The organism is Arthrobacter sp. JCM 19049, from assembly GCF_001310435.1.
Genome location: NZ_BAXF01000038.1, coordinates 1 through 12,638, shown reverse-complemented (window position 1 = coordinate 12,638; position 12,638 = coordinate 1). Strand labels below are relative to the sequence as shown.

The window sequence follows — 12,638 nt, the reverse complement described above, 5'->3', positions numbered from 1 at the left end:
CAGGGCGGAGGCAGGCCTGCTACCGCGCTGGTCGCGCTGGTGGCTGCGGGAGAGCGTGCGGGCCCTGGTGAACAGCGATGCGGACTTCGCGCAGCTGGATGAGCACTGTCCGCGCGTGGCGGCCTCCTACGTGGATGAACGTCTTCCCCTGCCCGAAGGCTGGAGCGCGCAAGCGACGGCTGGATATCTTCTGCTGAGCGATGGTTATCTGGGGGACTGGGAGCGGGCGGTGTCAGCCGGCTGGCCCGCGCAGCGACTGCAGCTGGGGCATCTGGGATTTTGCGGGATCCAGGGCAGGTCGCGCTGGCGTTGGATCATCTCAGTGAGCGCCTGACGGGTCGGGACGATTCCAGTGGCAGAGTTCAGTAGAGGCTTTTCCCACACCGTAGTGCCAGCAGCGGTGTCGGTGGCCAGCGCACCGGTTTCCGCGCAGCGGCCTGAACCGGTTCGCGCAGGGGATCGGCGTGCGGCGGGCTGGCGGCTTGCTGAGCCGCCGCCAAGCGCTGGCCTTGGGTTGGTCATGGCGGGGTAGTGGCCAGTGGTTAAACGAAAACGGTGGGACCCGCTGGCTGCGGGTCCCACCGTTTTAGATGTGACTAATGCGTTTCGAGCTTACTTCTCGATGGATGCGCTGTCGATTGCACCTTCGACCTCATGGTGGCCGTGGGCAGCGTGTGCTGCTTCCAGCTCCTTCGGGGTGACAGGGGCGACGCGATCTTCGAAGAAGAACTTCGACCACTTCGCACGACGCTTCTCCTGGCGGGAGATGTGTCCTGCAGCATCCGGCTCGGCCGGGATGAACTTGCGGTCCTCGAAGTTGGTCAGATGGTACAGGGTGTACGCATCCAGCTCCTCATGCTTCTCCGCGAAGCCGCCCTCCGGCGACATCTGGATGGTGCCGGTCTCGCGGCCGTGCAGGACGGTTTCCCGGTCCTTGCGCTGCAGCGAGAGGCAGATGCGGCGGGTCACGAAGAACGCGACGAACGGTCCCACGATGAACAGCACGCGCAGCCAGTAGGTCACGTCGTTCAGCGACACATGGAAGTGGGTGGCCATCAGGTCCGAGGACGCAGCGGCCCACATGGTGCAGTACCAGACCACACCGGCCATGCCCACGGCGGTGCGGAACGGCGCGTTGCGCGGACGGTCCAGCACGTGGTGCTCGCGGTTGTCCTTGGTGACCCAGCGTTCGATCCACGGCCAGGTGAACATGACCGCGAACAGGATGCCTGCCGGAACCAGGGCCGGCAGCAGCACCGAGAGCACCAGGGTGTTGTCGCCCCATGGGAACGGAATGACCCATTCGAACGAGAAGTTGCCAAGCACGCCGGGCATCAGACGCAGGGCGCCGTCAACGAAACCGATGTACCAGTCAGGCTGGGTACCGGCCGACACCGGGGAGGGGTCGTACGGACCGTAGTTCCAGATCGCGTTGATCTGGAAGAAGCCTGCGATGAAGCCACGATGCCGAAGATGATGAAGAAGAATCCACCAGCTTGGCAGCGTACACCGGGCCAACCGGGAAGCCGACAACGTTGTTGTTGGTGCGGCCCGGGCCGGGGTACTGGGTGTGCTTGTGGGTGACAACCATGAACAGGTGGATAACCACCATCATGATGATCAGCGCCGGCACGACCATGATGTGCAGCGAGTACAGGCGCGGGATGACATCCTCGCCCGGGAACTCGCCACCGAAGAAGAACATCGAGATGTAGGTACCAACGATCGGCAGCGCCTTGATCACGCCGTCGATGATGCGCAGACCGTTACCGGAGAGCAGGTCATCGGGCAGCGAGTAGCCGGTGAAGCCGGCAGCCAGGCCCAGGATCAACAGCACACAGCCGACGACCCAGTTCAGTTCGCGCGGGCGACGGAACGCACCGGTGAAGAACACGCGCAGCATGTGCACCGAAACCGAGGCCACGAACAGCAGCGCGGACCAGTGGTGGATCTGTCGCATGAACAGGCCGCCGCGCACATCGAAGGAGATGTCCATGGTGGACTGCATGGCCACCGACATCCCGGTGCCCTTCAGCGGCACGTAGGAGCCGTTGTAGACGATGTGGGTCATCGACGGATCGAAGAAGAAGGTCAGGAACGTTCCGGAAAGCACCAGCAGTACGAAGGTGTACAGGGCGACTTCACCGAACATGAATGACCAGTGGTCAGGGAAGACCTTGCGGCCGAATTCCTTGACGATGGCCGAACCACCCACGCGGGAATCCACGAAGTTGGTGATGCGGCCGGTGCGGGTCTTGGCAGTGAACTCAGCGTTCGTTGACATGACTAACCACGCTCCCAGTAGCTCGGGCCAACCGGCTCGTGGAAGTCACTGCGGGCTACCAGGTAGCCTTCGGAGTCAACCATGATCGGCAGCTGCGGAAGTGCGTGACCGGCCGGGCCGAAGATGACCTTGCATTCCTGGGTCAGGTCGAAGGTCGACTGGTGGCACGGGCACAGCAGGTGTGGGTGTGCTGTTCGTACAGCGCGATCGGGCAGCCCACGTGGGTGCAGATCTTCGAGTAGGCGACGATGCCATCCACGTGCCAGTCCTCGCGGCCTTCCGAGATCTGCATCTCGGCCGGATCCATGCGCATGACCAGCACAACGGCCTTGGCCTTCTCGTTCAGCGGCTGCTCGGCGTCGTTCAGGCCTTCGGGAATTACGTGCAGGGCGGAGCCGATCTGCACGTCGGCGGCCTTGATCGGGGTGCCGGAGGGGTCGCGGGTCAGACGGACGCCGGTGTCCCACATGGTGTGGCGCAGCTGGTCGACCATCTGGTGGGCGGTCTTGCCCGAGCGCTCCAGGTCGCGCATGTAGAAGATCGCCGGGATCGGGGCCAGTGCCAGCGCACCGATCAGGGTGTTGCGAATCAGCGGGCGGCGCTTGATGCCGGACTCTTCCAGGATCGTGTCAACGATCTCGGCGGCGTCCTGGCGGTCCTCCTCGGAACGGATTTCGTGACGCTCTTCGACCAGCTCGTGGTCCGGCATCAGGGTACGGGCCCAGTGAACGATGCCCACACCGATGCCCAGCATCGCGAAGGTGGTGCCCAGGCCGAGCATGGCGTTCTGCACGCGCAGTTCGGCGAAGGTCATGTCGCCCAGGTGGCCCAGCACGAAGTAGGCCACGAAGAACAGCACGGTTCCGATGATGGAGATAATGAATAGCAGCGCTACTTGGCGCTCGTGTCGCTTGGCTTGGCGCGGGTCGCGGTCTGCGATGCGCGGACGGTGCGGTGGTAGACCCGGATCCGGGAACCGATCCTGAGCACATCGTCAGCCTTAGCAACGGTGCCCGAGTCTTCGGGACTCCCGTGACTATGGTTGCCCATGTTGTCTCTCATCCTTCTCTCAAGAATTTAATGTACGTAGTGATGGGGTCGGCCGAAGCCGTGGGCGTCTTAGGAAGGACGCGAGGTCAACCAAACGGCGAAGCCGATGATGATGCCCAATCCGGCGGTCCAAACGAACAGACCCTCAGCCACCGGACCAAGGCCACCCAGGGCGGCGCCACCGGCAGTGCCGTTGGCTTCAATGGTCTTCAGGAAGGTGATGACGTCACGCTTCTCTTCGGGGGTGATGTTCGAATCGTTGAAGACCGGCATGTTCTGCGGTCCGGTAACCATCGCTTCGTAAATGTGCTTTTCAGAGACACCGGCCAGGTTGGTGCGAACTTACCGCGGGTCAGAGCACCACCGGCTGCCGCAGCGTTGTGGCACATGGCGCAGTTGACGCGGAAGACGGTACCGCCATGGGCAGCGTCACCCTTCTCGGTGTCCAGGTACTCTTCGTCCGGGATCGCCGGGCCGGCACCCAGGCTGGCCACGTAGGCTGCGAGCTGCGAAATCTGCTCGTCATCGAACTGGACCGGCTTGATCTGGGCCTGCGGGCCCTGCATCTGCATCGGCATGCGGCCGGTGCCCACCTGGAAGTCAACGGAGGCTGCGCCCACGCCGATCAGGGTCGGTCCAGAGTCAGTGCCTTCGGCGTTCATCCCGTGGCAGGTCGCGCAGTTCGCAACGAACAGCTTCTGACCTTCCTGGATGTCTGCAGCCGAAGCGGTCGCGGTGGCCGCCTTTGCTTCGTTGATGCTGCCCGCTGCAGTGTAGAGGCTGCCGGTGACCAGCAGACCAAACAACAGCAGAGCCACAGCGGCGAGCGGGTGGCGGCGCTTTTTCGAAAGAGCCTTCACTTTGCTGGTTCCTCACTTATTTCTTGGTGTGGTGTTGCCCTACTTCTATGGAGGCAACTGATGATTGTTAGTTGCCTACTTCAGGAAGTAGATGATCGCGAACAGGGCGATCCACACGACGTCAACGAAGTGCCAGTAGTAGGACACAACGATTCCGCCAGTCGCCTCGAAGTGGCCGAACTTCTTGGCCAGCATCGCACGGCTGATGATCAGCAGGAACGCAATCAGGCCACCGAGCACGTGCAAGCCGTGGAAGCCGGTGGTGATGTAGAAGGCCGAAGCGTAGGAGTTCGAGCTCATAGCCACACCCTCGTGAACGAGCATGGCGTATTCATATGCCTGGACCGAGACGAAGATGGATCCCATGATGAAGGTCAGGATGAACCATTCAATCATTCCCCACTCCTTGAAGTTGAAGACGCCACCGGAACGGCGGGCCTTGAACTCCTCGGCGCGGAAGACACCCATCTGGCAGGTGAACGAGCTGGCAACAAGAATCAAGGTGTTGGTCAGCGCGAAAGGCACGTTGAGTTTGGCAGTTTCATTCGCCCAGAGCTCTGGCGCGGCAGCGCGCAGGCTGAAGTACATGGCGAAGAGGGCGGCGAAGAACATGAGCTCGCTGGAGAGCCACACCATCGTTCCCACCGACGCCATATTGGGGCGGTTCGGTGCACTTGGCACCGGTGTATTTGGGGCATGAGTCGCAGTTGTCACACTGTCATTATGTCTCTAAACGGACCGAAGATACCAATGCAAAAGGCACGTGACAGTGGTTTTTTGCACCACACCTCGGCCACAAGCCCGGAAACTCGCGGAAGTAGCCGAGAAACTGTTTCTACAATTTGTAGAGCCGTGTCGCGCCGGGGGCCGTGTTGCAGGACTTAAGCAACGTGATTGTTCCGTAATTATCCGCTATTTTGCCCGGAATTCTGGCTTTTGGTGTGACTCATGCGACGCAATGAAGTGGCAGCCCGGCGCGCTTCCTCATTAAGCTTGTACTCGTGTCAACGACCCAGTCTTCCCAAAAGTTCCCCACTTGGCCGAGCTTGCTTTCCGCCCTGATAAGCGGCCGGGATTTGCAGCGCGATGAGGCCGCCTGGGCGATGAATGAAATCATGTCCGGCAACGCCACCGATGTGCAGATCGCCGGCTTCCTGGTGGCCCTGCGCTCCAAGGGTGAAACCATCGCCGAATTGACCGGCCTGGTCGACTCCATGGTGGCCAATGCCCGCAAGATTCACATCGAGGGACAAACCCTAGACATTGTGGGCACCGGGGGAGACCGGCAGAACACGGTGAACATTTCCACCATGGCCACCCTGGTGTGCTCCGGTGCCGAGGTGAAGATGGTCAAGCACGGCAACCGGGCTTCCTCCTCATCTTCCGGATCGGCCGACGTGCTCGAGGTCCTGGGGGTGAACCTGGATGTTCCGGTGGAGCGCCTGCCTGGGTGTACGAACAGTCCGGCATCGCTTCTGCTTCGCGAACCTCTTCCACCCCTCCATGCGCCACGTGGCCGTGGCCCGCCGCGAGCTGCGCATCCCCACCGCCTTCAACTTCCTGGGACCGCTGACCAACCCGGCGCTGCCCTCGGCCTCCGCGATCGGCTGCTCGGATCTGCGCATGGCGCCGATCATGGCCGGCGTGCTGGCGGCCAGGGGAGCTCGCGGCCTGGTGTTCCGCGGCGAGGACGGGCTGGATGAAATGACCACCACGGCATCGAACCGCGTCTGGGAAGTGCGTCAGGGCAAGGTCCAGGAGTTCATGTTCGATGCCAGCGAGGTGGGCATTGAGCGCACCACGCTGGATCAGCTGCGCGGGGCCGATGCCGTACACAACGCCCGGGTTGTGCACGACGTCCTCAACGGCGCCGCTGGCCCGGTGCGGGACACCGTCGTGTTGAATGCAGCGGTGGGAATCGTCGCCTACGACGAGCAAGCTGAGGGCAGCTTCAATGAGCGGATTTCCGCGGCCATGCGCCGGGCCGAGCAGTCAATTGACAGCGGCGCTGCGGCGCAGGCCCTACAGCGGTGGGCTGAGGCCAACCAGAACGCAAAGCAGAGCAGCCGCTAGCTGCTCCCTGAACCACCGGAAACCAAAACGCGCAAGGCGTCTGCACAAGCCCTGGGCTGATGCAGACGCCTTGCGCGTCTGTCGTGGGGGAGAGCGCTAGTCGTCCAGTCCCAGCGAGAAGGCCGCTTCCAGGTCATGGCTGGAGTAGGCGCGGAAGGCAATGTGGGTCTGGGTAGCGCGAACTCCGGGAACCTTGGACAGCTCATTGGGGATGACGGTGGCCAGATCGTCATGCCGCCGCACCCGGGCAATGGCGATCAAGTCCCAGTCACCGGCTACCGAATACACCTCGCTGATCCCCTCGATCTCCGAGATCTGCTGTGCGCATTCGGGGATGCTGTCCGTGGCTGTCTGGATCATGACGAACGCGGTGACCATGAGTACCTCTCTGGAGTGATGCGGAAGGCCAAATCGGCCGGGAACCTAGATTAAGTCTAATCCACGGGCGTGATCGACCTCATTCGGGCGCCCCCAAGAAAAGACTGGTTGCACAAAGCTTCGGGTTTGTGCGTTGGATTACAAAGTTGTAACCTTGTGGCATGATTGTTTTGACCGTTGATCAGCGCGGTTCCCGCAAAAGCGAGGACAAGGTTGAGCGCTTGATCGAAAACGCCAACTCCACCGTCGGACCGCTGCGTCCGTTCCAGCGTACCGCTGGCGATGAGGTTCAGGGCGTGCTGGATCACGCCGGCGAAGCGGTACACCTGGCCGTCATGCTCGCAGCCTCAGGGGAGTGGAGCGTGGGAGTCGGGTTTGGCGAGGTGGAACTGCCCTTGCCGAAGGAGACACGGGCCGGGCGCGGCGCGGCCTTTGAACACGCCCGGGATGCGGTGGAACGCGCCAAGCGAGCAGCCGGGAACATCGCGGTGAGCTCCGCCCATCCAGAGACGGAGCGGCTCGAGGCGGAGCTGCAGCTGACGGCCAGCATCGTCGCCAAGCGCCGCAGCACCTCCTGGGAAGCCGGCCTGTTGATGGACCGGGGGATGACCCAGAGCGAGGTGGCCAAGGAATTGGGGATCACCCAGCAGGCGGTGTCCATGCGCCTGGCGTCAAGCCTTTGGTTTGAAACCAATCGCATGATGCTCGAATCGGCGAAGGCCCTGGGCAAGCTGATTGAGCCGGGGGAGAAGTCATGACCTGGGCGGCCTTCCTTCTCATGCTGGCCTCCACCGTGGTTGCCGCCGGCACGCATCTGCTCAAGCCAGCAAAGCGTCCCACGCCACTGAAGGTTGGCCTGACGGTGATCTCCTTCGCCATTGCGCTGGCAGCGGCCATCGTTGCGGTGATCGCGATGCACGATCCCGACGCCGCGGCAGTGCCCTTCGTTCTGGTCGTCACCACCTCGGTCGTCTTCGCCGTGGCAATCGGGAGCCCCTACACGGAGCTGGTCTTTCATCTGGCGGCCAATCACCAGGCACGGAAAACCAAGTCGCCAGCGGGGGAGTCGCCCCTGCGCGGCGGACTGTGGATTGGCCTGCTCGAGCGCACGGCCTTCGTCTGTACCCTCTGGGCCAACTGGCCTGAGGGCATTGCCGTCATCTTGGCGATCAAGGGCTTGGGCCGGTTCTCGGAACTGAAAGACCACAACGCGGCCGAGCAGTTCATTCTTGGAACCTTCAGCAGCAGCCTGTGTGCGGCCGGGGCCTACGGGTTGGGCCTAATGCTGCTCGGCTGAGCTACGAGTCAGCAGGCGGGTCAACAAGCGACGGCCGATCAGGAAGACGCCAAGGACTACGGCCGCAACAATGATGAACGGCACCGCAGCGGTGGAGCCAAAGGCAAGCCGCAGGGCAATGCCAAGAACCACGGTCCCTACCCAGACCAGAACGCCGGTAGGCCAAATGCGGTTGATGGTGAGCCAAGGACGGGAAATCAGCGTCATGGCCAGGTAGGCCAGCACAAAAGGCGCGGCCGTTTCGGCGATACCCGCCACGGACAAGGAGTGCTCGTGCGAACGGCGCCCCAAGGTGGCAAAAATAACGACGAGAACCACATCAAGCAGAACCCACCATGGCCATGAGCGAACTTTGGCAGTCATGCCTCTATCTTAGGTCGCCCGCCACGCCCTGCCTGTCCTCGCACACACCGCCACCGTGTTAGCTCATGCACATTGCAACCACTCATGCACATTGCAAACAGGGGAGTGGGACCGGTTTTTCCTGGCGCAGCCCCTGTCATCCTCCCTAGCGAGGCACCATCAGCGGCACCCAATCACCCTGCACCAGAGCTGTTAAGCAGTCTTCGGTGGATGTTGCGAGGCTGCCGCCTTTTGATCCAGGTGTTCCAGCTTCAGCAGGTGCCGCGGAGGTTGCTCAAAGATGACCTCGCTGGAAACCCGCAGGTCTTCACCGACCCGAATCAGTTCGCCAGATTCAAGCAGCCGCCAGTCATCATGGTCGGTCATCTTCTCGGTGGCGACTATGACCACATGACGGTCAGCCAGTTCAGGGCTGTGCGTCCGAATTCGACGGCTGTCGGCCACCAGGGCGTGGTCCTCACCGCCGCTCTTGGAAGTTCGGTCCAGGACATAGAGTTCGTGCGTCTCGGGATAGCGCACTGCCCACAATTCATCTGCCGTGGTCAGAATCATGTTCAGGCTGTACACGGCAGATTCTCGGCGATCCATCCCAGGGCTGCCTTGATCCCGGCGCGTATATCGCCATTTGCCCTGCGGATCTCAGCAGTAATCAATGCAAAGACCCGTTCACTGTCGGTTTGGCCGCGCACCAGCGGCTCCGTGCCCAGTTCGCCCAGACGCTCATCGAGGGCCTGCAGGCCCTCGACAATCCCATTGTGCGCAAAAAGCCGATTGTCTTCCTCAAACGGGTGCGTATTGATCTGCGTATGCGCGCCCGTGCTGGCATATCGGACATGGGCCAGGAACGTCTCGCTCTTCAGGTTCTTCGCTTCCTGGGCGAACTCACGGTCCTTCCAGGCCGTGAGTGGCTGCTTGTTCACGATGGCGTGCCCCGATGCGTCAAACGTGCCCACCCCGGTGCCATCCGGTTCATAATGCTTTGAATCGCCAGGCTATTTGCCGCGTGCAGCAGCCAGAAGGTTGCCCTCGCTCGATCGTTACCTGCGTGCATCCCGAACAAACGGCACATGTTCCTACCTTAAGTTCCCCATTGAATTGAACACTTTCTCCACCATGGAGGGATCAGACGGGGATATTCAAGGATGGCCGATTTCCTATCAGTTTCCTTTCATCTTCTGCATGCACGCGAATCCGGGGTATGGCTTCTGGACACAGCTGGGATCGCGAGATGGCCAGGGGAGCGGCCCCTGGAACCCGCGGCACCAACGAACGCAAAGTGGCGATGTTCCCACGCACTGTCATTGGCCTCTTCGGTGCGCGCTTGTCAGTTCGTGAACCTGCGCATTCTCGTGCCCGCCTGCGAAGCCGAAGCCAACGCATCGTGCGCCATATCGCCGTGTAATGAATCCGATTGATCGCCAGCAAGCGCATCGAAGGTGTCTAATCCGGGTTGTCTGATGGCCGATTGGTGCCACGTGATGGGAGCACGTAGCAGGCGACAAGAGGTCACCAAGGGGAGCCCTCAAGGGCATTCTGAAATCCTCTACTTTACATAATGTAGATTATCGGCTCTTTATGGAACTGAGGATTATCGGGGTAGTAGCACCAATACCGGGCCTTGGGTCGGCAAGTTCCTGCGCTGGAATGATGCTGCCTGGATTCCGCCTTTAGTCCTCATCCTCGGGTTCCGCATTTGCCACGTCGAGCCGGTAGTCCGCGAAGTTCAGCGTCTGTGCGATGAACTGCTTGAGCCGCTCGTCGCTCATGGAATAGACCATGTGCCGACCTTCCTTGCGCGTCTGAAGCACACCCTTGGTTCGCAGCCGTGAGAGCAGCTGGCTGGCCACCGATGGGCTGACACCCACAAACTGCGACAGTTCCGACAGGGTGTGATCGGATGACGACAACGCCCACAGCATCTGCAGCCGAGCCGGGTCAGCCAACGTTTTCAGCACCGTCATCGACATCTCCAGCAGCTCGTTGGAAATGATCACATCACGAGCAGGTGTTACGGCATAGTCGGTCATTTCACTCACTCTCCCCGAACATCCACCGCAGTTCCACGGAACCGATACCGGTTCCATGCACGCCCTGGTGCTACCCATTATGGGCACCAGCCCACGATATGGCGAGGGGTCATCAGCAAATGACCTGCAGCACACCTGCGAGCAATAGTGCCGCCCACTCCCCTGAGGTGAAACCATTATTCCACTACCAACCCCGCTTTGACCTGTGTTTTTAGGTTTATCGCTACTGGATATCAGACGACTCGGCGCTGCGGAGCACTGGATGGGAGCACGGGGCCGATTTGAGTGGCCGGAAGCTGCTGGCAAACTGGTGGGATGCATGCCTCTGAAGCCCCGATAGCCCTGGGACGAATTAGTTGCACCGAACGCCAGCAAATGCTCACCCACCTCCTGGAACGCCAGGCCATTACCCCAGATGAATCCCAGATGGAGCTAATGGGGGCGCTATCCCGGCTGTTGGACCGGGGGCTAACGAGACGGCACCGACCGGCTGCTACATCTACGGCCCACCCGGGCGCGGAAAAACCATGATCCTGGACGCCTGATGCAGACCCTGGATCCTGCCAGCAGCGTACGGATGCATTTCCACGAGTTCTTTGATGCGGTCAGTCGGGCCGGTGCTTCGGAAACCGGCCCCAAGGGATCAATCTTCATGCGCGGTCTGCAGCGTGAGCTGTCGGGTTTGGAGGTCCTGTGCTTCGATGAGTTCCACTGCGTTGAGCCCGGGGATGCGATGTTCATGGCGCGGCTGGTCGCTACTGCCAGGAGCACCGGATCAGGCTGATCACCACCTCGAACTACGCGCCGGAATTCCTCTTGGATGACCCGTATTTCCACCATCTGATCGAGCCCACCATTGCCGTTGTGCGCAGCAGCTTCCTGGTTCACGAACTGGATCACCGGCTGGACTACCGCACGGTGCCCACGACCGTCTCGGCGGCCAGCGGCTACCGGGTCGGAAGCCTGAACGTTGGGGCTACTCCCCCGGCCCCGACCACCCCGCGAACCACTCTGCGCGTTGGCTACGAGGAGATCGAACCGGTGTACATGCAGGGCACCGGGCTGCGCACGTCCTTTGACCAGCTGTGCCGCACCCGCCGCAACACCCGTGACTACCTGGAGATGAGCCGTCGCTTCGAACACTGGATCATCACCGACATTCCCGCGGTGGCGGACATGCCCGTGGATGAACAGCGCCGATTCGCGAACCTGATCGACGTGCTTTATGACCACAACCGGGAAGTGCACCTGTACTGCGCGGATAACCTGCACCGTCTGGGCCAGGCCCTGCAGGGCATCGAACGCGACCGGCTGCTCTCCCGCCTGGCCCAGCTGCCGGTTTCCGCAGCGGCTGGGCATCGGAAATACTAGGAACCATGGACTATAGCGAACTCGGCCCGGAGAAGTTGGGGCAGATCGTCGAGCAGGTGCTGCAGCACGCGCAGCAGAACGTGGCGCCCATCGTGCAGTTGGGCCACCCGGCCCTGCGCCAGCCGGCGCTGCCCTACGACGGCCAATTGGATGCGCCGATCCTGAACGAACTGCTGCTGGTCATGCGCCACGCCATGCACGCTGCTCCCGGTGTCGGGTTGGCGGCCGTGCAGCTGGGCATTCCGCTGCAGCTGGCCGTGCTGGAGGACCGGTATCCAATCGACGCGGACGCCGCCCGCGAGCGGGAGCGCGAGCCCCTGGACTACCTGGAGTTCATCAATCCGGGCTATACCCCGATCGGCGCGCGTCAGGCGGCGTTCTACGAGGGGTGCCTGTCCTTCAGCGGTTTCCAGGCCGTAGTCAGTCGCCCCACCGCCGTGCACGCCAGCTATCTGGACCGTGACGGCAACCCGCAGGAACGCGACTTCTCCGGCTGGCAGGCGCGCATCGTGCAGCACGAGATCGATCACCTGTGCGGCACGGTCTACATTGACCGGGCCGAGACCCGCTCCCTGGTCTGTGCCTCCGAGGCCTTCCGCTACCCGGGGTTCGACCTGGACCAGGCGCGCAGCCTGCTGGGGTTCTGATGCCATCCACGACTTTGCGTTGCCCGCTGTGCCAGTTTCCCCTGGAGCGGTTCGCAGACTCGCGCCCGAGCCTGCGCTGCGACAACGGGCACCGTTTTGATGCCGCTAAGCAGGGGTACTTCAACTTCCTGACCGGCAAGGGCACGAACTTCGTTGAGGACACTGCGCCGATGGTCGCCGCCCGGGCGGCCTTCCTCGAGGCCGGACACTACCTGCCGCTGGCCGAGGCCATCATCGCCGCCGCCAGGTGCCGGGGGACCAGGCGCCGCTGCACCTGCTGGATGCCGG

The 12,638-nt window shown here is 62.1% G+C and carries 13 protein-coding genes and 4 pseudogenes; 8 read left to right on the top strand and 9 right to left on the bottom strand.

The features are described 5' to 3' along the window. The coding region (locus JCM19049_RS03555) for a hypothetical protein (protein WP_279402392.1) at positions 1-334 on the top strand (334 nt) is incomplete at its 5' end. A 278-nt stretch (positions 335-612) separates the two neighbouring features. Here the strand turns inward: JCM19049_RS03555 and JCM19049_RS03550 are convergent. From JCM19049_RS03550 to JCM19049_RS03535, 4 genes and pseudogenes are all read right to left on the bottom strand, one after another. Continuing rightward, positions 613-2,284, bottom strand: a pseudogene (locus tag JCM19049_RS03550) (cytochrome bc complex cytochrome b subunit). Between the two features lie 2 nt (positions 2,285-2,286). Further along, positions 2,287-3,334 (bottom strand): annotated as a pseudogene (locus JCM19049_RS03545) (Rieske 2Fe-2S domain-containing protein). Between the two features lie 69 nt (positions 3,335-3,403). Continuing rightward, positions 3,404-4,194, bottom strand: a pseudogene (locus JCM19049_RS03540) (c-type cytochrome). 75 nt (positions 4,195-4,269) lie between these two features. Next, positions 4,270-4,908, bottom strand: a complete 639-nt coding sequence (locus JCM19049_RS03535) for a cytochrome c oxidase subunit 3 (protein WP_138174001.1) — start codon at positions 4,906-4,908, stop codon at positions 4,270-4,272. Between the two features lie 287 nt (positions 4,909-5,195). On the opposite strand from JCM19049_RS03535, the pseudogene trpD reads away from it, so the two are divergent. Then, positions 5,196-6,267 (top strand): annotated as a pseudogene (trpD, locus tag JCM19049_RS03530) (anthranilate phosphoribosyltransferase). Between the two features lie 96 nt (positions 6,268-6,363). Here the strand turns inward: trpD and JCM19049_RS03525 are convergent. Beyond that, on the bottom strand, positions 6,364-6,645 hold the full coding sequence (locus tag JCM19049_RS03525) for an Lrp/AsnC family transcriptional regulator (protein WP_054820817.1): 282 nt from the start codon (positions 6,643-6,645) through the stop codon (positions 6,364-6,366). Between the two features lie 221 nt (positions 6,646-6,866). On the opposite strand from JCM19049_RS03525, the gene JCM19049_RS03520 reads away from it, so the two are divergent. Further along, a complete protein-coding gene (locus JCM19049_RS03520; protein WP_279402391.1) occupies positions 6,867-7,403 on the top strand; it encodes a hypothetical protein in 537 nt (178 codons plus the stop codon). After that, complete coding sequence (locus JCM19049_RS03515) at positions 7,400-7,942, top strand: hypothetical protein (protein WP_054820815.1); 543 nt, start codon at positions 7,400-7,402, stop codon at positions 7,940-7,942. Before JCM19049_RS03520 ends, JCM19049_RS03515 begins: the two co-directional genes overlap by 4 nt. Here JCM19049_RS03515 and JCM19049_RS03510 read toward each other — a convergent pair. The 4 genes from JCM19049_RS03510 to JCM19049_RS03500 all read right to left on the bottom strand — a co-directional run bounded on the left by JCM19049_RS03510 (position 7,925) and on the right by JCM19049_RS03500 (position 10,332). Beyond that, complete coding sequence (locus JCM19049_RS03510; RefSeq protein WP_054820814.1) at positions 7,925-8,305, bottom strand: DUF3054 domain-containing protein; 381 nt, start codon at positions 8,303-8,305, stop codon at positions 7,925-7,927. The two genes, JCM19049_RS03515 and JCM19049_RS03510, sit on opposite strands and share 18 nt — an antisense overlap. 192 nt (positions 8,306-8,497) lie before the next feature. Beyond that, positions 8,498-8,872 carry a class II glutamine amidotransferase gene (locus tag JCM19049_RS18415; RefSeq protein WP_279402390.1) on the bottom strand — a complete coding sequence of 125 codons (375 nt, stop codon included), beginning with the start codon at positions 8,870-8,872 and terminating at the stop codon, positions 8,498-8,500. Continuing rightward, complete coding sequence (locus tag JCM19049_RS18410; RefSeq protein ID WP_279402389.1) at positions 8,860-9,258, bottom strand: class II glutamine amidotransferase; 399 nt, start codon at positions 9,256-9,258, stop codon at positions 8,860-8,862. Before JCM19049_RS18410 ends, JCM19049_RS18415 begins: the two co-directional genes overlap by 13 nt. A gap of 714 nt (positions 9,259-9,972) precedes the next feature. Further along, the gene (locus tag JCM19049_RS03500; protein ID WP_171021113.1) at positions 9,973-10,332 is read right to left on the bottom strand and encodes a helix-turn-helix transcriptional regulator; all 360 of its coding nucleotides are present in this window, start codon (positions 10,330-10,332) and stop codon (positions 9,973-9,975) included. Positions 10,333-10,876: 544 nt separating this feature from the next. Here JCM19049_RS03500 and zapE (JCM19049_RS03495) point away from each other — a divergent pair. The 4 genes from zapE (JCM19049_RS03495) to JCM19049_RS03480 all read left to right on the top strand — a co-directional run. Further along, on the top strand, positions 10,877-11,116 hold the full coding sequence (gene zapE, locus JCM19049_RS03495; RefSeq protein ID WP_054820812.1) for an AFG1/ZapE family ATPase: 240 nt from the start codon (positions 10,877-10,879) through the stop codon (positions 11,114-11,116). Positions 11,117-11,148: 32 nt separating this feature from the next. After that, on the top strand, positions 11,149-11,703 hold the full coding sequence (gene zapE, locus JCM19049_RS03490; protein WP_054820811.1) for an AFG1/ZapE family ATPase: 555 nt from the start codon (positions 11,149-11,151) through the stop codon (positions 11,701-11,703). A gap of 5 nt (positions 11,704-11,708) precedes the next feature. Beyond that, positions 11,709-12,350, top strand: a complete 642-nt coding sequence (locus JCM19049_RS03485; protein ID WP_054820810.1) for a peptide deformylase — start codon at positions 11,709-11,711, stop codon at positions 12,348-12,350. Next, positions 12,350-12,638, top strand: a 289-nt coding sequence (locus JCM19049_RS03480) for a putative RNA methyltransferase (protein WP_374700222.1), incomplete at its 3' end; no start/stop codon positions are given. The genes JCM19049_RS03485 and JCM19049_RS03480, both read left to right, overlap by 1 nt.

Bases quoted from the DNA above. Each gene is read 5' to 3' on its own strand.
- JCM19049_RS03525 (WP_054820817.1), bottom strand. From the start codon at position 6,645: ATGGTCACCGCGTTCGTCATGATCCAGACAGCCACGGACAGCATCCCC.
- JCM19049_RS03515 (WP_054820815.1), top strand. From the start codon at position 7,400: ATGACCTGGGCGGCCTTCCTTCTCATGCTGGCCTCCACCGTGGTTGCC.
- JCM19049_RS03510 (WP_054820814.1), bottom strand. From the start codon at position 8,305: ATGACTGCCAAAGTTCGCTCATGGCCATGGTGGGTTCTGCTTGATGTG.
- JCM19049_RS03500 (WP_171021113.1), bottom strand. From the start codon at position 10,332: ATGACCGACTATGCCGTAACACCTGCTCGTGATGTGATCATTTCCAAC.
- zapE (WP_054820812.1), top strand. From the start codon at position 10,877: ATGCAGACCCTGGATCCTGCCAGCAGCGTACGGATGCATTTCCACGAG.
- JCM19049_RS03485 (WP_054820810.1), top strand. From the start codon at position 11,709: ATGGACTATAGCGAACTCGGCCCGGAGAAGTTGGGGCAGATCGTCGAG.